The 21,998-nt window shown below is 54.6% G+C and carries 19 protein-coding genes; 6 read left to right on the top strand and 13 right to left on the bottom strand.

What is annotated here, in order from left to right; all coding sequences use genetic code 11:
• Both ACOOFE_RS18970 and ACOOFE_RS18965 read right to left on the bottom strand, forming a co-directional pair.
• A complete protein-coding gene (locus ACOOFE_RS18970) occupies nucleotides 1-1,023 on the bottom strand; it encodes an ABC transporter substrate-binding protein (RefSeq protein ID WP_420411504.1) in 1,023 nt (340 codons plus the stop codon).
• A 139-nt stretch (nucleotides 1,024-1,162) separates the two neighbouring features.
• Complete coding sequence (locus ACOOFE_RS18965) at nucleotides 1,163-1,423, bottom strand: hypothetical protein (protein ID WP_420411503.1); 261 nt, start codon at nucleotides 1,421-1,423, stop codon at nucleotides 1,163-1,165.
• Between the two features lie 168 nt (nucleotides 1,424-1,591).
• Between ACOOFE_RS18965 and ACOOFE_RS18960 the strand changes: the two genes are divergently transcribed.
• Nucleotides 1,592-2,770, top strand: coding sequence for an alpha/beta fold hydrolase (locus ACOOFE_RS18960; protein WP_420411502.1), 1,179 nt, complete (start codon nucleotides 1,592-1,594; stop codon nucleotides 2,768-2,770).
• A gap of 16 nt (nucleotides 2,771-2,786) precedes the next feature.
• Here the strand turns inward: ACOOFE_RS18960 and ACOOFE_RS18955 are convergent, their stop codons facing one another.
• Together ACOOFE_RS18955 and ACOOFE_RS18950 are read right to left on the bottom strand one after the other, a co-directional pair.
• Nucleotides 2,787-4,220 (bottom strand): ATP-binding protein, encoded by a 1,434-nt coding sequence (locus tag ACOOFE_RS18955; RefSeq protein WP_420411501.1) that lies wholly within the window; start codon nucleotides 4,218-4,220, stop codon nucleotides 2,787-2,789.
• Nucleotides 4,217-4,945: a response regulator gene (locus tag ACOOFE_RS18950; RefSeq protein ID WP_420411500.1), complete on the bottom strand. Its 729-nt coding sequence runs from the start codon at nucleotides 4,943-4,945 to the stop codon at nucleotides 4,217-4,219. Before ACOOFE_RS18950 ends, ACOOFE_RS18955 begins: the two co-directional genes overlap by 4 nt.
• A gap of 224 nt (nucleotides 4,946-5,169) precedes the next feature.
• Here ACOOFE_RS18950 and ACOOFE_RS18945 point away from each other — a divergent pair, with 224 nt between their 5' ends.
• Nucleotides 5,170-6,144: an EF-hand domain-containing protein gene (locus ACOOFE_RS18945; RefSeq protein ID WP_420411499.1), complete on the top strand. Its 975-nt coding sequence runs from the start codon at nucleotides 5,170-5,172 to the stop codon at nucleotides 6,142-6,144.
• A gap of 146 nt (nucleotides 6,145-6,290) precedes the next feature.
• On the opposite strand, the gene ACOOFE_RS18940 is transcribed toward ACOOFE_RS18945, so the two are convergent.
• Together ACOOFE_RS18940 and ACOOFE_RS18935 are read right to left on the bottom strand one after the other, a co-directional pair.
• The gene (locus tag ACOOFE_RS18940; protein WP_420411498.1) at nucleotides 6,291-6,893 is read right to left on the bottom strand and encodes a YceI family protein; all 603 of its coding nucleotides are present in this window, start codon (nucleotides 6,891-6,893) and stop codon (nucleotides 6,291-6,293) included.
• A 437-nt stretch (nucleotides 6,894-7,330) separates the two neighbouring features.
• The gene (locus tag ACOOFE_RS18935) at nucleotides 7,331-7,537 is read right to left on the bottom strand and encodes a hypothetical protein (protein WP_420411497.1); all 207 of its coding nucleotides are present in this window, start codon (nucleotides 7,535-7,537) and stop codon (nucleotides 7,331-7,333) included.
• A gap of 41 nt (nucleotides 7,538-7,578) precedes the next feature.
• Here ACOOFE_RS18935 and ACOOFE_RS18930 point away from each other — a divergent pair, with 41 nt between their 5' ends.
• A complete protein-coding gene (locus ACOOFE_RS18930; protein ID WP_420411496.1) occupies nucleotides 7,579-8,709 on the top strand; it encodes a type III PLP-dependent enzyme in 1,131 nt (376 codons plus the stop codon).
• Nucleotides 8,710-8,869: 160 nt separating this feature from the next.
• On the opposite strand, the gene ACOOFE_RS18925 is transcribed toward ACOOFE_RS18930, so the two are convergent.
• Complete coding sequence (locus ACOOFE_RS18925; protein WP_420411495.1) at nucleotides 8,870-9,790, bottom strand: hypothetical protein; 921 nt, start codon at nucleotides 9,788-9,790, stop codon at nucleotides 8,870-8,872.
• Here ACOOFE_RS18925 and ACOOFE_RS18920 point away from each other — a divergent pair.
• Nucleotides 9,765-11,150, top strand: coding sequence for a homospermidine synthase (locus tag ACOOFE_RS18920; RefSeq protein ID WP_420411494.1), 1,386 nt, complete (start codon nucleotides 9,765-9,767; stop codon nucleotides 11,148-11,150). The two genes, ACOOFE_RS18925 and ACOOFE_RS18920, sit on opposite strands and share 26 nt — an antisense overlap.
• Nucleotides 11,151-11,318: 168 nt before the next feature.
• On the opposite strand, the gene ACOOFE_RS18915 is transcribed toward ACOOFE_RS18920, so the two are convergent.
• The 6 genes from ACOOFE_RS18915 to ACOOFE_RS18890 form a co-directional block, all read right to left on the bottom strand.
• Nucleotides 11,319-11,978, bottom strand: coding sequence for a hypothetical protein (locus ACOOFE_RS18915; protein WP_420411493.1), 660 nt, complete (start codon nucleotides 11,976-11,978; stop codon nucleotides 11,319-11,321).
• The gene (locus ACOOFE_RS18910; protein WP_420411492.1) at nucleotides 11,978-13,384 is read right to left on the bottom strand and encodes a selenium-binding protein SBP56-related protein; all 1,407 of its coding nucleotides are present in this window, start codon (nucleotides 13,382-13,384) and stop codon (nucleotides 11,978-11,980) included. The genes ACOOFE_RS18915 and ACOOFE_RS18910 overlap by 1 nt, the downstream gene beginning before the upstream one ends.
• 145 nt (nucleotides 13,385-13,529) lie before the next feature.
• Nucleotides 13,530-14,291 (bottom strand): Stf0 family sulfotransferase, encoded by a 762-nt coding sequence (locus tag ACOOFE_RS18905; RefSeq protein WP_420411491.1) that lies wholly within the window; start codon nucleotides 14,289-14,291, stop codon nucleotides 13,530-13,532.
• A 94-nt stretch (nucleotides 14,292-14,385) separates the two neighbouring features.
• Complete coding sequence (locus ACOOFE_RS18900) at nucleotides 14,386-16,449, bottom strand: EAL domain-containing protein (RefSeq protein WP_420411490.1); 2,064 nt, start codon at nucleotides 16,447-16,449, stop codon at nucleotides 14,386-14,388.
• A 172-nt stretch (nucleotides 16,450-16,621) separates the two neighbouring features.
• Nucleotides 16,622-18,451 carry an adenylate/guanylate cyclase domain-containing protein gene (locus tag ACOOFE_RS18895; RefSeq protein WP_420411489.1) on the bottom strand — a complete coding sequence of 610 codons (1,830 nt, stop codon included), beginning with the start codon at nucleotides 18,449-18,451 and terminating at the stop codon, nucleotides 16,622-16,624.
• A 144-nt stretch (nucleotides 18,452-18,595) separates the two neighbouring features.
• On the bottom strand, nucleotides 18,596-20,194 hold the full coding sequence (locus tag ACOOFE_RS18890) for a SulP family inorganic anion transporter (protein ID WP_420411488.1): 1,599 nt from the start codon (nucleotides 20,192-20,194) through the stop codon (nucleotides 18,596-18,598).
• A gap of 289 nt (nucleotides 20,195-20,483) precedes the next feature.
• Between ACOOFE_RS18890 and ACOOFE_RS18885 the strand changes: the two genes are divergently transcribed.
• Nucleotides 20,484-21,224, top strand: a complete 741-nt coding sequence (locus tag ACOOFE_RS18885) for a substrate-binding periplasmic protein (RefSeq protein WP_420411487.1) — start codon at nucleotides 20,484-20,486, stop codon at nucleotides 21,222-21,224.
• 31 nt (nucleotides 21,225-21,255) lie between these two features.
• Complete coding sequence (locus ACOOFE_RS18880) at nucleotides 21,256-21,996, top strand: substrate-binding periplasmic protein (protein WP_420411486.1); 741 nt, start codon at nucleotides 21,256-21,258, stop codon at nucleotides 21,994-21,996.
• Nucleotides 21,997-21,998 lie beyond the last annotated feature (2 nt).

Here is a 21,998-nt window from a genome sequence, read left to right as displayed (position 1 = left end):
TCAAGACTTGATGATCTCGACGTAGGACGGATCGACCAGCGTGTCGATGGAGATTTCCTTGGACACCAGGTCTTCAGACTGGAACCAGGCAAGCTGGTTTTCGATAGACGTGATGTTCAGTGCCGCGCCTTCGTTCAGATACATAGAGCCGTTGATGATCGACGGCGCAGCTTTCTCGCGCGGGCGGTCGACATAGACATATTTGTGAATGAGATCGACCATCTGGTTCATACCGTCGTCACCGCCTGATTTCTGGACCATGGCAGCATCATAGTCGGCAACACCCTTGGAATATGCGCCCAGGAAATCCTTGGTCATGGCCTGTTCATTATCGGCGTTTTTAGACGACGTGAACACTGTGGTGACCTGATAGTTAGGCAGGTAGTCAACGACATTGCCGATGATATGGACCTTGCCGGAGCCGGCCAGCGGTTTGGCAATATGCGGAACGATCGACCAGGCATCGATTTGCCCTGACTTAAGGGCACCAATAATCGCGCCGACCTTCTGTAGCGGCTTGAACTTGACGTCGACGCCTTCTGCCGAGGCGATGTTGGAACCCATGTAGTGGAAAGAAGAACCCGCAGTGGAAATGCCGAATGTCTTACCGCCGAGGTCCGCCGGTGTTTTCAGGCCTGCAGAAAATGCAGCATCGGATGCCAGGATCTTCTGGCCGTCGATGCCTTTCTTCTCGGACAGCGCGCCACCAATCACCTTGATCGCGCCCTTGCCGGCAAGTGAAATCAGGCCACCGGAAACCGCAGTCACGGCATAGTCGATATCTCCGGAAGCGATCGCAACGGCCATCGGTTGAGCCGCCTGGAAGAACTTGAACTCCACGTCCAGACCGGCGTCCGCGAAATACCCGCGCTCAAAGGCAACAAAACTGCCGGAATGAGAGGTGAACCGTAGCGCACCAACTTTGATCTTGCGATTGCTCGCAATGGCTGGGGCGCTCAGGGTCGAGGTGGCGGCAGCAGCGCCAATAAGGGATAAGGCCTTGCGGCGGTTCATGGTGATCATTGGGTCCTCCCAGATTTCTATTTTCATGAGCCCGGCCGAACGCAGCACGGGCTCATTTCCTGTGGCATTTATAGTTTCAAATTTGATTTGGTTTCGAAAGCAGATTGAAACAAGGGATTTCCACATTTGGCAAGCCCGCTTAGTGACTTGGGTGCGGCATTTGTTTTGTTTGGTGCAATAATTTCAAACAGCCAATGCGTTGATAAAGACGCACGATCCGCAAAACTGCTTTGGTGACAAATCGGCGAACGGCACCTGTTGCCTGTTGCAATGTGGTTTTTATGGAAGAGCAGATTACTATGGTGTCGTGACTACGCAGCTTTCGTGCCTTCCGGTCGTAATAGGCATAGTCTATTGAACCGGATTTCAAGGTTTTATGAGCTGTGTGATCAATGGTCATTTTGGTTCTCCCGGATTGCATCTAACCGGAAGAACTTTTGCTTCAATTGGTTCGTCTCGCTTGAAGGCGGTCTTTAGAGAACCTTGTGTCTTCCTTTATTCTGAACCTAACTGATTGCAGTTGGTCCCCGCCTTGGTCATTTTGAACTACTCATTCAGGGAAGGTGGAATGCGCTATCACTTTGCAGACTGTGTTCTGGATACAGAAAGCTATAGTTTGGAAAAGGCTGGGAAACCGGTCTCAGTGGAGCCTCAAGTCTTTGATCTAATAAAGCTTTTGGTGGAAAATGCAGGAGCCTTGGTTACCAAGGATCAATTGATCTATACAGTCTGGAGTGGCCGGATTGTTTCTGAAGCGGCGATCAGCGCCCGGATCAGCGCAGCACGCACCGCTGTCGGGGATACGGGAAAGGCTCAAAGTGTAATAAAGACAATCCCGCGGCGTGGAATCGAACTGATCGCGGATGTGTCTTCTGAAGATTTAAAACCCTGGACACGTCAAAACTCTCTGTTGAAACAGACAATTCGCTTCACGTCCTCCAATGACGGAACTCAGCTGGCATTTGCCGTGTCAGGTGAGGGGGCAAAAGTGATGCGTGCGGGCCACTTTCTCACCCATTTGGAAATGGACTGGTCGAGCCCGGTTTGGAAACCCTATCTCGAAGCGTTGAGCGCCGATCATAGTCTTGTCCGTTTTGACCAGCGCGGTACGGGATTATCTGATCCACAGCTCCGCGACACGGGCCTCAACGCGTACACGGAGGACCTTTTGGCAGTCGCTGATGCCGCAGGACTCGACAGATTTCCATTGATTGCATCGTCTCAAGGAGTGCCGGTTGCCATTAATGTGGCTGCCAATCACCCGGACCGTATCAGCCATTTAGTGCTGTTCGGCGGGTTTGCTCAAGGGCGAGCAAAGCGCGACCACGACTACGCCGATGACGAGGCAAAGGCATTGCTTTCTTTGATCCGGTCAGGATGGGGAAATCCAAAGAGCGCATTTATGATTGCGTTTACATCGGTTTTTTGCCCGGAAGCTTCTAAAGAGGAATTAGACAATCTCGTCGAAATTCAGCTCGCATCGTGTTCGCCGGAAAATGCAGCGCGCATCCGAGAAGCCATTGATCAATTTGATGTTCTAGATCGGTTGCAAGCCGTAACTGCGCCAACATTGGTCATTCATGCAAGCAACGACGCGCTGCATCCGGTTTCACAAGGGCGTTTAATTGCGGGCGCAATACCGGGTGCTGAGTTTCTGCAAGTCGACAGCCGCAATCATGTTTATTTGCCATCCGATCCCGTCTGGCGGCAGATCGTCGACGCTCAGCTCAATTTCATCTCAACATAGTCCCCGGGTATGTAAATCAAGCAGGCAGCCGGATTTCTACCAGCAGTCCCCCGCCGAGCGCATTCTTGAGATTAATCGTTCCACCGTGTGCATGAATGATTGAGCGGGCGATGGCAAGGCCAAGGCCAATACCGCCGGTTTCTTCGCTGCGGCTTTCTTCCAGGCGCACAAACGGCTCGAACACGTCCTGAAGTTTATCCTCGGGAATGCCCGGGCCTTGATCGTGGATGCGGATGAGAACATCACCATCTTGCCGCTCAGCAGTTACAGCAACAGCTTCCCCATAGCGAATGCCGTTTTCGATCAGGTTTCTGAACGCACGTTTAAGCGACAGCGGACGGCAGGTCAGGATAATACGTTCGTAAATGTCTGCCTGACAGGCATGTCCCATGTCCTGCTGATCGTCCGCGATGCTTTGCAGCATGGCGCCGAGGTCGGCCTGTTCGGCAGCTTCCTGGCGGGCATCATCCTTAGCGAAACGAAGCGCGGCCTCGGCCATGGCCGCTATGTCATCGAGGGTTTCGATCATCTTTTCCCGGTTTTCATCATCGTCGATGAACTCTGCGCGCAGCCGCAGAGAAGTGATCGGTGTTCTCAGGTCGTGACTGATGGCTGCCAGCATGCGGGTGCGGTCGCGCACAAACCGTGTCAGCCGTTCCTGCATGTCATTAAAGGCCTGTGTCACAGCGCGAACTTCCTTAGGCCCAGTTGCCGGCAATTCATCGACATCCTCGCCGCGCCCGAGCCGGTTTGCGGCCTCTGACAGGTTGAGCAGGGGACGGGTCACCCGCCGCACCGCAAAGGCAACAATCCCGATGATGGCGAGTGCCATGAGCGAAATCTGGACAACCAAAGGCACAAAGGCGCCGGGTGGCGGGCGGTAACTTGTCGCCATATTGAGCCAGCTGCCATCTGCCAGTTGAATGGAAACGGACAGATCTTCCGGTTTGTTCATGATCCGCTTCCAGTGCCGTGGGCGTTCGGATTTCGGTATCATGCGCCAGCTTTCCCGCTCCGCTTTGGTTCGATCCCGCCAGGAAGGGCCGCGTTTTTCATCGGAATGAAGATTGATATGGATGGTCTGCTTTGCGCCGAGCCGCTTGGCGGCATAATGCTGAACCCGTTGCTCGAACCGGCTCTTGCCCGGTTCTGGAGCGAGCGGCACATCTCCTGTCCAAAAGGCAACATAGCGGGTGCTGTTGGCTTCCAGTATGCGCGCGTGAAGGGACGCAGGTGTTTCTTCCAAAAGCCCGGCGGTAGAGATGGCACGCGACAGAATACTGTCGCGTGCGAGCGCCACCAGGGCAATCCGCCGTTCATCATGAAACATGAAGATTGAGACCGCCTGAACCACGACAATTGCAATCAGCAAAAGCAGGATCAGCTGTGACGCAAGTTTCTGCGGCCACAAATACGTGTAGAGTGCAGGTTTGACTGGCTGATCCGTCATTCTGCCTGATCTTTCACATCGGCTGTGAATATGTAGCCACCCCCCCAAACTGTCTTGATCAGTTTGGGATCTTTTGGATCTGCTTCGATCTTACGGCGGAGGCGTGAGACCTGGTTGTCGATGGATCGGTCAAAAACCTGCGGTGTCCGTCCTGAGGTCAGGTCCAGGAGCTGGTCGCGGTTGAGGACCATTTTGGGTCGCTTCAAAAATGCGCACAGGAGCTGGAACTCGCCGCTGGAGAGCGCCACTGCTATGCTATCCGGGTCGGTCAATTCGCGGCGTGTGACGTTTAACGACCAGCCTTCGAAGTGCAGCCGGTCTTGCTCGATCGGATCCCGGTCCTTGGGGGCTAGCGACGTCCGGCGAAGGACTGCGCGGATCCGGGCGAGCAGTTCGCGCGGGTTAAAAGGCTTGGTGACATAATCGTCCGCGCCGATCTCCAATCCGATCACCCGGTCGGTGTCGTCGGCCATGGCGGTCAGCAGGATAACCGGAAGGGAACCGGTCTCCACCAGATGCCTGCACAACGACAAACCATCTTCGCCCGGCATCATGATGTCGAGAACGACCAGATCCACCGAGGCGGCTTTCAGCGCCTTGCGGGCCGCGGCTGCGTTTTCAGCCGTTGTCGCACGCAGGCCATTCTTGACAAGATACCGCGCCAACGTCTCGCGAATATCGCGGTGGTCGTCGACAACAAGAATATGTGGGCTCGGATCGCTCACGTCAGTCTCCAATTGATCGCCTGAAGGTGTTCTGGCGGTACGGATCACTTTGTTTCTACGGTCAAAATAGGTGGTAGACCGCCCCAGCGCGAGCAGAGTTTGTAACAGACTGTATCAGCCGCTGAAACCGGGACAAATTGCGACACTTGAGGCTAAATCTGCCGGTATTCTTGCGACAATTGCCACCTACCTTCAGCTCATCAACGAACCAAGGAGTTGTTGGAATGAAACCGTTCAAGACGATTGCAATCGCTGCTTTGGCTGCAAGTGTTGCCGGTACTGCTTTAACTGCTGGCCTGCCTGCTTACGCCCAGTCCGGCGCGGCAAGCGCGGGCGGGGGGCAAACTGGCCAAGCAATGGCTGAACAGAATTTTGCGCATATGGGCAAACGCGGCGGTTTTGATGGCGGTTATGGTATGCGCGGCGGTAAGCGTGCGGCCAAGCGCATGTTTGAGCGTTACGACACCGACAAAGATGGCGTCATCACAAAAGCTGAGATTTCCGAAGTCCGGACTGCGGATTTTGCATCTGCCGATACTAATGGAGATGGAAACGTCAGCCTAGACGAATTCAAGGCAGCGTTTCTGGAGCGCACCAACGACCGCATGGTGCGGGCATTTCAGCGCCTCGACCGCGATGGAGATGGCACGGTAACCCAGGCAGAGGTTGACCGGGTTGCGAACCGGATGTTCAACCGGCTTGACCGGGATGACAACGGTGTTGTGGAAATCGTCCGCGGTCAAAAGGATCAAATGCGCGGCCAGAAAGCTGGCAAACAAGGCGAGCAAAAAGAAGCGCGCAACGAAAAACGCGGCAGACACGGCAAACATCACGGCCGTGGCGGGCCTGCACGCATGTTCATGACCCTCTTTGACACGGACGGCAGCGGCTCGGTGACCCGCGAAGACTTCGATGCCAAACGGGCAGACCTGTTTGCTCTGGCCGACACCAACGGCAGCGGGTCTTTCACCCTGGATGACTTCGGGCCTTTGTGGCTGGCCGTGAATGACGCGCGTATCGTCAACATGTTCCAGCGCGCCGATGCCGATGGCAGCTTGTCGATCACAGCTGAAGAGCACGAACAAGCCATGACCAAAATGCTGGACCGGGCGGATCGCAACAAGGACGGTGTGATCACCAAGTCCGACTTCAAGCGTGGCCATAAGGGCAAACACGGCAAGGGCCACAATCGCGGTTGAGCTTAATGAGAATAGCGTCCGGAAGCCCGCCTCCGGACGTTAATCGGGCCTCACCCACCAATCTCCGGGGCCCGGAATGACCCAGGGAGCCGACTATGGCTCCCTGGTTTTTCTTATTTTACCAGAAGTTTTCGAACCGTTTTCGGCTACTCCACCCGCATGGCTTCCGTTTCGATGATGAGGTCCACATCATCGCCGACAAAGCCGTTTTCAACCGCGTACATCATGCCGTAGTCGCTGCGTTTGACGGTGCCCGAGGCGCTGATGCCGAGGGTGAACCGGCCATGGCCGAAGGGGTATTTGGCGGCCTTGTTTAAGGTCACCTCCAGTGTCAGCGGCTGGCTTTGTCCGAGCAGCGTTAAAGTGCCCGCGACAGTGCCGGAGGTCTCCGAAAGAGCCTTGCCGCCATCCGCGATGAACACCATGTCCGGATGGGCCTCTGAATTCAGAAAATCCTTCCTGCGCAGATGATTGTCGCGCGCCTTGTCAAAACTTTCGATACTTGCAGTCCTCACCGTGACGTTCAGGTCTGACAGCTCCTGTGTCTCCATGTCGTAGGTAAAGCCGCCATTGAAGGTCAAAAAGAACCCAAGCGTATCGGCATAGCCCAAGTGATCGACCTTAAAGGCGATCGTGGTGTGGGCCGGGTCGAGCTCATACCGGTGTGGTTCGGCGTGAGTTACGAAGGAAGCCCAGAAGAAAGCAGCTGAAGCTGAGAATGCCAAAAGGCAAGTAGGAGCATTCCTCATGTGTGGTCCTCGTTGTGAAATTGGAGCGCCGACGGCCAGCTGAAGCATTCAAATTCAAGACATAAGGCGCTTTGAAGGGCCGGCAACAGATCCGCGGATTTGGTTCGCGGTTGGACCACGCCTTTTCCGGGGCAGAGACTTGATCTGTTCATCAGAAAGGTTGCTGTTTACCCATCTGGAAAACTTCGTGCAGCGTGGTCAAAAACCTCTTGCGCAGAAGAGCAAATTCGATCATATAGCGCCTGCCCAAATTCGCACGTGCCCGAGGCCGTTCATGGGGTCCCTTCTTGAAGGAGGCCTCTTAAGGGGTAGCTGCCAATAAACACCGCCAAGGGGCGGGGCAGCCGATCCGGACGGTTTGAAAGCAACGACGTAAAGAGGGCCCTTTTGGTCTCTGCCGGGGTGTCCAACCTCCGGGGTAACAGAAGAGGCACTTGTTACATCCTTGCCCGACGTGCGGTTCGGTTTTCCGATCCAATCAACGGCATTCCCGACGCGGGAAAGCTTTGCGCCTGATCTTCAGCTGCGCATTGCCCAACCGTTGCTGTGAAGCGCAATCCGCTCTCCGGTTCCATCCCGGAGCGGTCGGCAATTGTCTTTGCAGCCCCTGCGACGTGAACCTGCAGCGCGCTTGAAGCTGACATGATGCGCAGCTGCAGCTGAAAATTGGAAAGGGGATATCCCCATGAGCGAGCGGATCCGCGAGTTTTTGCGACGACGCGACGATGACGGCCCGTGTGTTGTTGTCGATTTGGACATCGTGCGCGAGAATTTTGAAACTTTCGCCAAGGCCTTGCCGGACACGTCTGTCTACTATGCGGTGAAAGCCAATCCGGCTCCGGAGATTCTGGACCTGCTGGAGAGCCTTGGCTCGTCCTTTGACTGCGCTTCACCAACTGAAGTGGAAATGGTTTTGGCAACCGGCGCCGATGCGTCGCGCATTTCCTATGGCAATACGATCAAGAAGGAGAAGGACATTGCACGTGCCTTTGCGCTTGGTGTCCGGCTCTTTGCGGTCGACGCCGTCGAAGAAGTTGAAAAAATCGCCCGCGTTGCCCCTGGATCCAAAGTCTTCTGCCGCGTCCTGTGTGACGGCATCGGCGCCGAATGGCCATTGTCCAGAAAATTCGGCTGCGACCCGGCCATGGCACCCGACGTCCTTGAACATGCCCACCGGCTCGGGCTTGAAGCCTATGGCGTCTCCTTCCACGTCGGCTCCCAGCAAGCCAACCTCGAAGCCTGGGATTTCGCTCTCGCCATGGCGGCAGATGTCTTCAAGGAAATGGCGCTCCGCGGTATCGCGCTAAAAATGGTCAACATGGGCGGCGGTTTCCCGACCCGTTACCTGAAAGATGTTCCGGGCGTGCCGCGTTATGGTGAGGCAATTTTCCAGGCGCTCTCCAAGCATTTCGGCAACCAGCTGCCATGTACGATTATCGAGCCAGGCCGCGGCATGGTCGGAAATGCCGGCCTGATCGAAGCAGAGGTCGTCCTCATCTCCAAGAAGCATGAAGACGACAACGTGCGTTGGGTCTATCTCGACATTGGCAAGTTCCACGGACTGGCAGAGACCATGGATGAGGCAATCCGGTACCCGATCAAAACCCCAAAGGACGGCGACCGAACGGCTCCGTGCGTTTTGGCCGGTCCAACGTGCGACAGTGTCGATGTGCTTTATGAAAAGACACCTTATGAGCTTCCTGTCAGCTTATCGATAGGAGACAAGGTTCTGATCGAGGCCTGTGGCGCCTACACAACCACGTATTCGTCGGTTGGCTTCAACGGCTTTGCGCCGTTGGCGTCCTACGTCATCTGACAAAGCCAAATAGTTTCCATATCCAGTTCTGAGAGAGCGGCGGTTTGTCCCGCCGCTCTTTTTTTTGGATATGCTTGCGCTCTGGCAAAAAACGCGGCATGTCTAGAAATGCGCATTGAGTGCGCTTTTGACTTTGGGAGATTTGACAACCGGACCGCGTTCAAGTGCCGGGCGGATCATATAAATTCGGAGTTTTGGAAATGACCGACGAGAACAATGGCGATGCGCCGAAACAAGAGGCTGCAAAACCGGCCCGCAAACCGGCAACGCGGCGCAAGCCCACAGCATCAAAATCGGCCGCAGCGTCCAAAACTCCGGCTACAAAGCCAGCTGCTGCAAAATCGGAAACTGCTAAACCAACCGCAACGCGTGCAGCAGCCAAGCCTCCCAGAACGACCCGGTCCGGAACTACAAAGCCCAAAACGCCAGCGCAACCGCCTGCAAAGGCTGCAGCTGCGAAACCGGCAGCAACAAAAGCTCCAACAGCCAAGGCACCGGCACGGAGACCGTCATCCCGGACAGCTGCAAAATCTGTCGAAGCGAAACCTGAGGCAACTGCACCGACTGCCAAGCCGGCGGCGCAGCGCAGAGCTGCCGCTCCAAAAACAGCGGCAAAACCATCTGCTACCGCGAGCGCTTCAAAGGCGCCCGCAGCAAAGACGGCTGCTGCAAAACCCACTGCCGTAAAATCAGTTGCCAGAAAACCGCGCACGCCGAGGGTTGCGTCGGCCTCTTCCAGAACAACAAATACGGCAACCGTGAAAACGTCAGCAGCCAAACCGTCGACGCAAAAACCGGCGGCTGCACGGGCGGCGGCCAGCTCAGCCACCAAACCGGGAGCTGCAAAAGCTTCTGCCAGCAAAGCGGCTGCAGCTAAAACGCCGGCTGCCAGGAAACCCGCGGCGCGCAAACCTGCAGCGAAACCGGCTGAGGCGAAACCCACTACGGCTGCCAAAACCCCAGCGCGTAAATCTACCGCCCGCAAGGCAGCGCCACGGCGTACGACTGCTGCGAAGAAATGGCCGGTCCACGGAACGATCACCGGGCCACTGGTGATGATCGGCCTTGGATCCATCGGCAAGGGAACTTTGCCGCTGATCGAGCGGCATTTTGCTTTCGACAAAAGCCGCGTCACCGTGATCGATCCGGTGGACACCGATGCGAAAATGGTGACGGACAAAGGCTACAAGTTCCAAAAGATCGCGTTGACTGCCGACAATTACAAAGAAATTCTAACGCCTCTGCTGACCGAGGGGGAAGGGCAGGGGTTTGTCGTAAACCTTTCGGTGGACACGTCTTCGCTTGATCTCATGAAACTCTGCCGCAAACTTGGTGTTCTTTACATCGACACAGTGGTTGAACCCTGGCTCGGCTTCTATTTCGATGAAACCGCGAAAGCTGCTGAGCGGACCAATTACGCGCTTCGCGAAACCGTGCGCCGGGAAAAGAAAAAGAACCCGGGCGGAACAACGGCCGTTTCCTGCTGCGGAGCCAATCCCGGCATGGTGTCCTGGTTCGTCAAGCAGGCCCTGATTGACGTTGCTACCGAAACAGGTGTGAAGGTCAAGGAGCCGAAGAACCGTAAAGGCTGGGCCAAGCTAATGCGCAAGACCGGTGTCAAAGGCATCCACATTGCCGAGCGGGACACTCAGCGGGCGAAGAAGCCAAAACCGCAGGGCACATTCTGGAACACCTGGTCTGTTGAAGGGTTTCTGTCTGAAGGATTTCAGCCTGCAGAACTTGGCTGGGGGACACATGAAACTTGGAAACCCAAAAACGCGAAAGAACATGACAAAGGCTGCCGCGCCTCGATCTATCTGGATCAAGCCGGGGCCAACACGCGCGTGCGCACATGGTGTCCGACATCAGGTCCGCAATTCGGCTATCTGGTAACTCACAATGAAGCAATCTCGATCGCGGATTATTTCACGCTGGATGACGGCAAGAAGCTGAAATTCCGCCCAACCTGCCACTACGCATATCATCCGGCCAATGATGCGGTTTTGTCCTTGCACGAGCTGTTTGGTGCGGCTGGGAAGGTTCAAGGCACGCTGCATGTCCTGGAGGAAAAAGAGATCCAGGATGGTACTGATGAGCTGGGAGCGCTGCTCTACGGCCACAAGAAAAACGCCTATTGGTACGGGTCGCAGCTTTCGATCGGGGAAACCCGTAAGCTGGCACCCAACCAGAATGCGACAGGTCTTCAGGTAAGTTCGGCTGTGATAGCCGGAATGGTCTGGGCGCTGGAAAATCCGGAAGCCGGGATCGTGGAAACCGATGAGATGGACTACAAGCGCTGCCTGGAAATCCAGAAGCCTTATCTCGGTCCGGTGAAAGGCTATTACACCGATTGGACGCCACTGGAGGGCCGCCCGGGCTTCTTCCCAGAAGATCTGGACGAGAATGACCCCTGGCAGTTCAAGAATGTTTTGGTCCGCTGATTAGGGCTGGGCCAACCTTGCAATCCGTTGCCTTGGCCGCGGCTTTGATCCGGGGTCAATCCCTTAGCTGATCCCGGCTCAAGACCAGGACGGCCGGGCAGGGAAGGTGGATCCTTACCAGTAGAAGTAATACAGACATTTCCGAACCTATCTACGGCTGCGGACTTGTTAAAGCGCTGTCCAAAGCCCGATTCCACCAACCAGAATGAGGCTTCCAGCCCACACTAAGTCCAGGTTGAACCAGCTTTGGGAAACGAATTTCAAACCGAGAATGCGGTAGGCCGCATAAGCAAGTCCGCCGCCAGAGACGATCATTGCGACCGTATGGAGCACAGCAACACCGAGCGCTGTGCCAATATTCTGATTGATGAGGACAGATCCAGTTTCATATCCAGCACCTGCCTGACCTGGGCCGCACAGCCCAAGATAAATCGGCACGAGCATCAGGCCAGCGCCATGGGCCAGCGCTATTAGAAAAGACCACAAGACCAGCCGCGTGGGTTTGACACGGGATAAAAACCGCGGATGCCGTTTCTGGAAAACAAGGTAGAGCCCCATGGCGATGACCAAAATGGATGCTCCGATGCGGATTTCGCGCTGATAATCCACAAGTACAAACATCAGAGCGAAGGGAAGAAGCACGCCGAGCATGGCAACAAAGTGGCCAATACCAAGAGCGCTTAGAGCTCGAGCAAGCGCCGCGCCGCGTTGCTCGAACAATGCGGCGGACACTGCCAGCGGCCAGCCCATGCCGGGATTGAGGCCGTGATATATGCCGGAAACAACAACGGCGAGCCAAAGGCCCGCCGTTGCCGGAAGCGCGTCCATCAAGCCGGTGCGGACGGATAGCAGAAGCTGTCAGTGGAGCAGTCGCCGCCCTCAAGGCGGATCTGATGGCTGCGGTAGCCGTCTGGAAATTCCACCCAGAAATCCTGTTCCAGCTCCAGCCCGCCATTTTCGCCGGCACGCGCCATCACCATCGCAGCACCGCGCTCGCCCGGATAGAACTGGTCGTCCCAGGTGGAATAAAGCGAGTTCGTCCAATAGACCCGCTTGCCGTCCCGGCTGATCTCAACCATTTGCGGGCCATAGCCAAAATCTTTGCCATTCGGGTGCTTGGTCTTCGTGACGATACCGCCGATCTCAACCTTGCCGGAGAGCTTCGGGTTCATCGGATCGGATACATCATACTGGTGCATTTCGCCCTGGCCCCAGCAGGCGACGTAAAGAAAACGGTCGTCCAGGCTCAGATCAATGTCTGTGACCAGAGCTGGTACCGCACCAAAGCCGGCGAGAAGTGGCGGCAGGTCCTCTGGATCTGCCGGTTGCGGGGGAATGGTGATGGTTTTTTTGGCGTCAAACGTACCATCGGGATTGCGCCACCAGGTGAAGATCGCACCTTCCAGGTTTGTGGTATCGACGACCACACCGACAAAACCATGCTGTTTGACCGGATCATGAGCGGGGCGGATTTCCAGCGCCATTTGATAGTTTTCACCCAGATCTATGGTCTGAATGTTGGTGCGGGCCCGCAGATCCCAGAAGTGGATCTTGTGGCCATATTTGTTGCTCAACAGGTCTTCGGCAACGATGCCATTTTCAAATTGCGGCGGCAGGGCCCATTCGGACGACACCATGTAGTCGCGCGGCAGGTTCCACCAGAAGTCATAGTGTTTTGACTGGACGCCGCGTTCGATCTCATAGCGGCCGATGATCTCAAACGTCTCACAGTCCATGATAAAGATGCCAGGAGGGCCGTCCGTCCCGTCTTCACCGCCGCCGCCGAGGGTCGAGACGTAAATGCCTTCCGGGCCGCAGTGAATGGTATGCGGGCGGGAATACCCAGTCTTTTCAAAGACCTCTTCTGGTTCAATGATTTTATGGATCTTGGCCTTAAGCGGCTCTTTCACGTCAATAATATAAATGCGGCTCGAGCGGATGCCGGGAACGATCAGATAACGGCGTTCTAAAAACGCATGTCCGGACAGCGGCGACAGGGCTGAGGAACACGCGTTCCAGCCAAAATGATGAAACTCATCACCCGTATTGGGCATCATCACGGTATGAAGGATTTGTCCGTATGTCTCTGACTTTGGATCCACATCGACCACAGCAAGGCCATCCGGCTGTGAGAAGTCGGGACTGAGCATCAAGGTGAAGGCCAGGGTTTCGGCTGGCGCCTCCATAGCAATCTTGGGTGATGGATAAAAAGTCGGGTCAGGTCTGACGTTCATAATGTTCCTCCCAATTCGCCTTTGTCTTGCTCCCGAAACATTGGTGGGAGTTGTGAGTAAGATGAGGCGCAATTTAGAGTAAATAGAGCGTCATTTATTGCGTCAAGTCAGACGCAATAGCTTGTTTCCAATAGGTCCCCGTGGCCTACACTAACCCAAGTTGTCTATGCAGCCGGTTTGCCCAATCGCGGTTTGTCGCGTCAGCCAGTTTTGCTATCCCAGGATCACCCCCTTCCCCGGCGACCGGGTCTTTGCCAAGTGCCCTTAAAATCTCCCGCAATGTCCCTTGAGGATCGGCAGACAGCTGATCGTAAGTCACACGGTATGGAGTGATCTTCTCTTTGGCGAACCAGTCGCTCCAGTCCTGATCATATTTCAGGAATTGATCGTAGGTACTGCGAAGTGCTTCGGGATCATAGACCGGATCTTGTGGTGCAGAGAGCCGTTCCAACTCAGTTCCGTCAGGGGCTTGATGCCACAACCCCGTTTGTTGAGCTTTCACATAGGATACTGCCTGCTGGATCTTGTCCTGCCGGGTTAGATGTATGAACAGCGTGGTTCCGAATTCCGCTTCAAACCGCGCGCGATCACTTGGCAGTTGAGGATGAAAGTCAGCGAGTTTCTTGAAGAAATACTCAAAACTGTGCCGTTGAAGGCGAAGGCCAAAAAGTCCGGTATTCGCCGTGCCCTTTTGGCGGGCGGTTGCAAAAACAGCCTTCAGGGCTTCCCGGTCTGAATGGGAAGGATCCGGCACCACTCCGAGTTCTGCCTGCCATGAACTGACAGATGGTTTGTGAAAATAGGACTGGGGATCACCGGCGGCACCGGAGGCTTTCAGCAATCTGCAGCAGAGCGTACTGCCGCTCCTCGGCGATGTGCAAAGAACATAAGACTGGTAAGTGGGCATTTGGGTATTGCGTAAAATCTTCAAATAGAAGTGGTGAGGCGGTGGAGGCTGTGTTTAAAATTGAGGGCCTTTGGCGTCAAGAGTGGCGTCGAACCTAAGCGGACTGCTGTGCCCTGTCACGCCAGGAGCCCGCGGATAGAAATGCTAGAAGATCGTCGGCAGGCATTGGCCGGGCAAGGGCAAAACCTTGCAATACATCACAGCCAAGGTCGGTCAGGATCTTTGCGTGTTCCATCGTTTCCACGCCTTCGGCCGTGACCGAAATTCCCTGTGCCGTGCCAATGTCGATGATTGATTTTACAAGGCTTCGCTGAGACTTTGATTGGGTGATCGGCCCGACCAGTGCCTGGTCAATTTTGAGCCGGGTCGGCGATAGTTTCATAAGGGCTATGATAGAGGCGTGGCCGGTGCCAAAGTCATCTACCTCGATTTCAATTCCCATCTCCCGCAATCTACGGATGTTGTTCGAAATCCGCTCGTCCGGGTCGTCCAAAAAGATCGATTCCAGCAGTTCGAAGGACAAGCGCTCCGAGTGACCGCAGAGATCCGAAATGGCGTCGATTAAAGAGTTGTTGCGCAATCTGTTGGCCGAAATGTTGACGGCAAGCCTAGGAATCGACACACCGTCGTCGATCCAGGACGCAAAGTCATGGTGTGCCTTGAGCAGGATTTGATGGTCAATTTGTGCAATTACATGGATTTCTTCCGCTAGCTTCAAAAAATGAGCTGGTGAAACAATGCCATAGATCGGATGTTGCCAGCGGGCCAAGGCTTCCACACCGGCGACATTGAGGGACTTAGCGCAAAACTGCAGCTGGTAGACAGGAAAGAAGGTAGATTCCTCCAGCCCAACGAAAATCTCATCAGCGAGTTGTTTCTTTTTGATAATTTGGTTCTGGATTTCCTTGGAGAAAAATTCAATCCGGTTTTTGCCGTTCCGTTTGGAGCGATAGAGGGCCGTGTCGGCGTGCAGCAGCATATGGTCGACGTCAAAATCGGGGTTGCGCTCAAAAGCGATACCAATACTTACATTGCAACGGCACGGGCGGCCCTCAATCATCAACGGTTCCCGCAGTATCTTGATGAGTTCTTGACCGAGTTCCCGAATGTCGGTGTCTTTCCGGTCTAGCCGGCCTATGACAAGGAATTCATCGCCACCAATCCGCCCGACGAAATCATCGGGCCGGGTATTAGCCTTTAGTGTATCGGCGATGTGGCGCAAAAAACTGTCACCGGAAGCGTGCCCTAAAGTATCGTTGATTTGTTTGAAGTCATCGAGATCTATGTGGAGCACCGCGATGCCATTTTCGTAAATCCCATCTTCGTGGGCGGTTTCCAGAAATCGCTCAACACCGCGCCGGTTGGCAAGTCCTGTGAGGTGATCATGAGTTGCCAGGTGTTCATTGCGGGCCAATGCTTCTAGCAGTGCCTCATTCCGGTTTTCTGCGACTGTCTTTGCGTTTTCCAGTTCGCTTTCAAGGTTTCGCTGGTTGATGGTTTCGAATTCACTCATCAACATCACCCCGGCCAACGACAGAAGAACGGCGATGATGGTCCGGATCGCGAAAACCGGGACCCCAGTAAAGGCCATAAAGGTATCCGTTTCTATGAGCGGCAATCCAATGACACCGACGGGAGATGAGACGAGTTGAGAGGCGCCGTAAACAAGAAAACAGCCGCCGGCGAGTATCAGCGCGCCAGACGGGGGGCCATTTCGGTGGCGGAAAGATTTATCGGCAAGAAAAGTGGTGCCGGCGGCCAAAGCTGCTGGAACACCGAAACAATACCTTCCGATGAATTCTAGAATTGCGGGTGAATCAAACAGGCTTGCCGCAAACAGCCAAAATGCGGCCAAAACGGCACAGAGAATACTCCCTATGACTGCAAGGCCTTTAGATTCCCAAAAGGCGAACAATATCAAAGGGAGGAACGAAAACACTGCCAGAGTGATAATCGACTTGGGATACGTCGCGCTAACGCCGTACATCACCAGCCACTCAAATACCCCGTGTAACAAACCAAACACTGCAAGCAGTCGCATCCGGTTGACCAGCATTGAGCCCTTGTGACCCACAGTCCTAACGGCCATAACCAGGCCGAAGGTAAAAAATGCAAGACCGTATATTCCGAATAACACCTGCTGCGATGTCGCTGACACGATTCCCTCCCAGCCGGAAAGAGACTTAAACTATGGCGATGGCCATTGCCTAAGGTCAATACGGAGAAAAGTAACAGGCATTGATGTAAAGTCTAGGTATGCTTTTTGGGATAGGGGTCCTTTAAGTTGCGTTTGTGAGTGTGAAGTGTCTGGATGCACTGCCAAGCAATCTTCAACACGTCTGGTTTTCGCTCCACAAACGCACGACTTCGACCGGGTTGTCCCGGCCTTTGACCTTTTGGTTGCCGATCTGATCGACCAACATGGACTCCGGCAGACGATCGGCTACCTCCTTGGAAACGGTAATAATGATATCTGCATCAGGGTCGATGTCCCGGCCAAGACTTTCGAGGCGCGCAGCAATATTCACTGTGTCGCCAATCACGGTGTAGTTGACCCGTTCAGGTGCACCGATATCGCCGACAACAAGGGGACCTAGGTGGATGCCAATCCGGATGCGAACCGGAGCTTCACCGCGGGAAATTCGTTGATTGTTATCGTATTTAAGGACCTTGGCGATACCAAGCGCTGCCCTGGCGGCGGACGCTGCCGGATTGTCCAGGGTTTCCGGAGCCCCCCAGAATGCCATGACCGCATCACCGATATATTTGTCGATGGTGCCGTTTTCTTTGGTGATTTCGGTCCCAAGCAGCGACAAATGATGGTTGATGAAGTCCGCCGTTTCGGTCGCCGTCAAACCCTCGGACAAGGACGTGAAACCCACAATGTCCGTAAAAAGCACAGCAACTTCACGTTCTTGCGGCGGAGTTTCGGTCCGTCCTTCCTGAATGAGGCGTTTCACGAGACTTGTTGGAACATACCGGTTGAAGGCTTTGAGACCCGAGACCATCGCGTTGAAACCGCGGGCAAGATCGTCAAGCTCGCGGATTGAACTTGGGGGCAGGTCCTGAACATCACCGAGATTGAGTCCGGCAACCTCATTTGCAGCGATGGAGGCCCGTTTGACAGGAACGGAAATCCGCCGTGCCAACAGGCCAGCACCCAACAACGATAACCCGAGCAGCCCAAGACCTGTCGCAGCAGCTCCTGTCAACTCATTGACCGAGTGCTCAAGATATTCTGCGCGGAAGTGAACACCGACGCGGACAGGAAGACCTCGAAAGCTTCGGTTTCTGTCTTCGAGAACCAGAAACCGTTTTTCGCCCGTTTCATCATATCCTGAATAGAGTGCGTCCCTGGGATTGAGATCAAAGGCACGATTTCCCACTTTTTTGAGTTTCGTAAAGCCTGCGAGAAAGAGATCAGGAACGTCATCGACATCGACCAGGATGTTTTCTGGGTGCAGATCGGCGAAATGGTGGCTTAGATCGGGGTGCGCAATGATTTCTGTGGTGCCGACCTGCATCAAGAAGACTGTAATGTCGTCATCAGACAGGTGGCGTGTGATCTCCGACATACGATGTAGCGACATTCCAAGTATGATGGTGCCCAGATAGGTGCCCGCCTTATGCAGCGGCTTAACGTAAAGCAGATAGGTATTGTCGCGCCGCGGGATAAACATCGGATCGCTCCAGAAGGGCGAAAAGGTGTTTTTAGCCCGATCAAAAACTGGTGAGACCAGCGGTTCATCCAAGTCTAGTGAGACTTCTTCTGAAAGCAGAGAGCCGTCGCCGCCGCCGCGATCAACTCGAATGCCGTTGCCGGTGGCGTCGACTATCAACGCGAACGAGACTTGATCAAGCGGCGCCAGAGCCCCGAAGAGATAGCTTTCCAGGCCCGCAGGATCATCCAGGGTCACCGCTTCTGTATCCAGCGCGCGGGCAGTGTAAGATGCAGTTTTGCGAATGGAGTAAAGCTGTTCTGCAACGGCGGCCTCTAGACCATCCATGCCGGCGTCAATCAGTTGTCCACCCAGCTCTCGAACCACTTCCCGGGATACAACGGCCTGGACGAGAAAGACTGCGCCAGCGGTAAGAAGTACGAACACTCCCAAGACCGTTGTCAGTGCTGGGGTGATCCGGAATTTTGTTGGCTTGGACACAGGGGAGAGACGACTTTCTGTTTCAAGTAGTGTGAGTGCAGCTGCTCTTTCGTTGAGTTAGAATCAAGAAAGCCCGCAAGGTCAATGACCTTGCGGGCTTTTGCTTGAGCTGTTTCGGTGCCTGACTGCTTGCCCAGAAGGGCTTTAGCCCGCTTTCTCGGGTGCGTCGAACGTATGGCCGTAATCGACAGCAACCTCGTAGTCCGGATCCTCGAGGACGGACACTTCGACAAGATTGCCGGCTTTATGAAGAAGTTTCTGACAGTCCGGAGATAGGTGGCGCAGGTGCAGGCGTTTGCCGGCAGCTTCATATTTGGAAGCAAGTGCGTCGATGGCTTCCAAGCCAGAATGATCCACCACGCGGCTGTCGAGGAAGTCGACGACGACATCGTCCGGATCGTTCTGCAGGTCGAACAAGTCGACGAAGCCTGTGGTAGAGCCGAAGAACAAGGGGCCTTCCAAACGGTAGACCTTCCAGCCTTCTTTGCTCTTGCCAATTTTTGCGTTGATCCGGCTGGCCGCATTCCAGGCATAGGCGAGGGCGGAAATAATCACACCAACAACAACGGCAACCGCGAGGTCCGCATAAACGGTCACGCCGGTGACCACGATCATGACGAGCGCATCGGTCAGCGGGATCTTGTGCATGATCTTCAAGCTGGCCCAGGCAAAGGTGCCGATGACGACCATGAACATCACGCCGACAAGGGCTGCGACCGGGATCTGTTCGATCAAAGGCGAAGCAACAACGATGAAGGACAATAAGAACAGTGCAGCTGCAATGCCGGAAATCCGCGTGCGTGCGCCGGATTTCACGTTGATCATCGATTGGCCGATCATGGCGCAGCCGCCCATACCGCCAAAGAAACCGGTCACCACATTGGCCGTTCCCTGAGCAAAACACTCCTTGGACGCGCCGCCCTTGGTGTTCGTCATGTCGGCCACAAGGTTCAGGGTCAGGAGAGATTCAATCAGGCCGATTGCGGCAAGAATGATGGCATAAGGCAGGATGATCTGAAGGGTGTCCAGATTGAGTTCGACCATCGGAATGTGGAACTGCGGCAATCCCCCGGCGATGGATGCAAGGTCGCCGACCGAGCGGGTGTCGAGGTCGAACCCAAGGACCAAACCGGTAACAACGAGAATGCCCGCCAAGGGCGCAGGAAACGCTGTGGTGAAGCGCGGCAAAATCCAGATGACTGCCATCGTCAGGGTGATCAGGCCGAGCATAAGATAAAGCGGCAAGCCGGTCATCCATTCTAGTCCGCCAGCACCATCGGGAACCTTGAACTGGCCGAGCTGAGCCAGGAAGATAACAATCGCAAGGCCGTTGACGAAACCGAGCATCACCGGATGGGGCACCATGCGGATGAATTTGCCCCATTTCAAAAGGCCAACGGCGATCTGGATGAGACCCATCAGAACCACGGTAGCGAAGAGATATTCCACACCATGCTGCGCGACCAGGGACACCATCACAACGGCAAGCGCACCGGTTGCCCCCGAAATCATCCCCGGACGGCCGCCGATACAGGCCGTGATCAAGCCGACAAAAAAGGCCGCATAAAGCCCAACCAGAGGGTTGACCCCGGCCACAAAAGCAAAAGCAACGGCTTCCGGTACAAGCGCAAGAGCAACCGTCAGCCCGGCCAAAAGTTCGGTTTTGATGCGCGATGCATCCAGTTTCGTCGATTGAACAGGCGCAACGGCCCCGGCGCGTGCGGTCAAGGCAAGCTCCAACATATTTAGAGTGTGGTTCAGAAGGTCTCGGCACGCGATTCGAGCACCGGCAATTTGACCTAAATCAAGCTGGCGGTCTTTTACTGGATTTATTGCGCCGCAGCAAGGCTCTGACCGCTGGTCTGCCATGCAGAGTGTTGGATATCGCCAGATCGGTGATGGTTACTTGTAAAGAATACGATGGGAAGAAGAGGCAGTATTTAAAAGAGTATGGTATCTGCTGGCGTTTACATCTGCATTATTTTGAATATTATTAATATGACATGGACTTGCCATTTCGCTGGAAAGGAAAATGTCGATACGTTTCTGTACAGCTTTTCTGATGATCTGGCTTAATCTAGCCTCTTTAGTTGTGGCTGAAGAGAAAAAGCTCGTTTTTTCAACGATCGAAGGGTCGCCCTTGGCTGAAATTGCCGGCGCCGTTATGGGCAAGGCCTACGATCAGTTGGGAATTCCAATAGAGATCTATTTCACATCAGGGAACAGGGCGCTTGTTGTTTCTTCGGGCGGGCATGTGGATGGCGAGCTCGTGCGCATTGGCGTGGTCAAGGAACGTTTTCCGGCTCTACAACAAGTGCCGGTACCGAACCTGGAAGCAAAAGGGTTTGTCTATGTTCGCCGAGGAGACAAAGAAAGGTTATCCGACAGCAATCTCGCCAAGTTGCGCATCGGCTATCTGGAAGGCGTCGTTCAAGCCCAAAAGTTCACGATTGGTTTTGAGAATGTTTGGCAAGCCCAATCCGTAGATGAACTGTTCCAGTTGTTATCATCTGGTAAACTTGATGCCGTTGTCAGTGACCGGTTTGATGGCCCGCTAACCATTGCCAAATTGGGTCTCGCAGACATTGTGCCGCTCGGGGCGCCATTCCAAGTTGAACCTATGTTTCACTACATCCATGAGAAAAACAGCCACTTGGTTCCGAAGGTCGCAAAGGTCCTCATGCAGATGCGCAACAGTGGTGAAATTGACGCTATCACAGAAGCTGAGATGGCAGGTATGATTGCCGAATACCGGAACGTGGCTGCGAAGTAACGGCAGAGGCCCAAGTGAAAGCCGTAGGTGAATGCTATCTCGTATTTATACAGCGTGTCTGATCGCTTGGCTCTCAATAGCGACCGCGGCGTTTGCGGCAGAAGAGCGTCTTGTACTCTCGACAATTGAAGGGTCCGCCCTAACCGAAATTGCCAGCAAGATCATGACCACGGCATATGAGAAGATTGGAATCCCGGTTGAGGTCTATTTCACGTCTGGTAAACGGGCTCTTGCCCTTTCTTCCGCTGGGCATGTTGGTGGGGAGCTCGTACGCATCGGCGCTGTGAAAAACCTTTATCCGGCTTTGAAACAGGTCCCGGTTCCAAACATGGAACTGAAAGGCATCGTTTTTGTCCGCGAAGAAGACAGGGACCGGATCGCGGAAAGCGATTTGTCTAAGCTGCATGTTGGTTATCTTGATGGTGTTGTCCAAGCCATTCAGTTTACGGACGGGTTTGAAGACCTCTGGGTGGGGCAAAGCGAAACGGAACTGTTTCAATTGCTGGCATCCGGAAAGCTAGACGCGGTGGTCAGCGATGACATAGATGGAGTGTTGGCGATGTCCAAACTCGGCCTGACCAATGTCGTACCACTGGGGCCGCCGTTTAAGGTGGAGCCAATGTTTCATTATCTTCATGAAAAGAACAGCCATCTTGTGCCCAAGATCGCAGCTGTCTTGGCTGATATGCGGCGTAATGGTGACATCCAAACGATTGCAAGTGGGGTTCTGGACCGCATTGTTGCAGATCATCGGGATGTGGCTGCGAATTAGGC

This window comes from Roseibium sp., assembly GCF_965216085.1.
Lineage (GTDB): Bacteria > Pseudomonadota > Alphaproteobacteria > Rhizobiales > Stappiaceae > Roseibium.
This window is presented reverse-complemented; position numbering and strand designations above follow the sequence as displayed.

Bases quoted from the DNA above. Each gene is read 5' to 3' on its own strand.
- ACOOFE_RS18970 (WP_420411504.1), bottom strand. From the start codon at position 1,023: ATGATCACCATGAACCGCCGCAAGGCCTTATCCCTTATTGGCGCTGCT.
- ACOOFE_RS18965 (WP_420411503.1), bottom strand. From the start codon at position 1,423: ATGACCATTGATCACACAGCTCATAAAACCTTGAAATCCGGTTCAATA.
- ACOOFE_RS18960 (WP_420411502.1), top strand. From the start codon at position 1,592: ATGCGCTATCACTTTGCAGACTGTGTTCTGGATACAGAAAGCTATAGT.
- ACOOFE_RS18955 (WP_420411501.1), bottom strand. From the start codon at position 4,220: ATGACGGATCAGCCAGTCAAACCTGCACTCTACACGTATTTGTGGCCG.
- ACOOFE_RS18945 (WP_420411499.1), top strand. From the start codon at position 5,170: ATGAAACCGTTCAAGACGATTGCAATCGCTGCTTTGGCTGCAAGTGTT.
- ACOOFE_RS18940 (WP_420411498.1), bottom strand. From the start codon at position 6,893: ATGAGGAATGCTCCTACTTGCCTTTTGGCATTCTCAGCTTCAGCTGCT.
- ACOOFE_RS18935 (WP_420411497.1), bottom strand. From the start codon at position 7,537: ATGTCAGCTTCAAGCGCGCTGCAGGTTCACGTCGCAGGGGCTGCAAAG.
- ACOOFE_RS18930 (WP_420411496.1), top strand. From the start codon at position 7,579: ATGAGCGAGCGGATCCGCGAGTTTTTGCGACGACGCGACGATGACGGC.
- ACOOFE_RS18920 (WP_420411494.1), top strand. From the start codon at position 9,765: ATGATCGGCCTTGGATCCATCGGCAAGGGAACTTTGCCGCTGATCGAG.
- ACOOFE_RS18915 (WP_420411493.1), bottom strand. From the start codon at position 11,978: ATGGACGCGCTTCCGGCAACGGCGGGCCTTTGGCTCGCCGTTGTTGTT.
- ACOOFE_RS18910 (WP_420411492.1), bottom strand. From the start codon at position 13,384: ATGAACGTCAGACCTGACCCGACTTTTTATCCATCACCCAAGATTGCT.
- ACOOFE_RS18905 (WP_420411491.1), bottom strand. From the start codon at position 14,291: ATGCCCACTTACCAGTCTTATGTTCTTTGCACATCGCCGAGGAGCGGC.
- ACOOFE_RS18890 (WP_420411488.1), bottom strand. From the start codon at position 20,194: ATGTTGGAGCTTGCCTTGACCGCACGCGCCGGGGCCGTTGCGCCTGTT.
- ACOOFE_RS18885 (WP_420411487.1), top strand. From the start codon at position 20,484: ATGTCGATACGTTTCTGTACAGCTTTTCTGATGATCTGGCTTAATCTA.
- ACOOFE_RS18880 (WP_420411486.1), top strand. From the start codon at position 21,256: ATGCTATCTCGTATTTATACAGCGTGTCTGATCGCTTGGCTCTCAATA.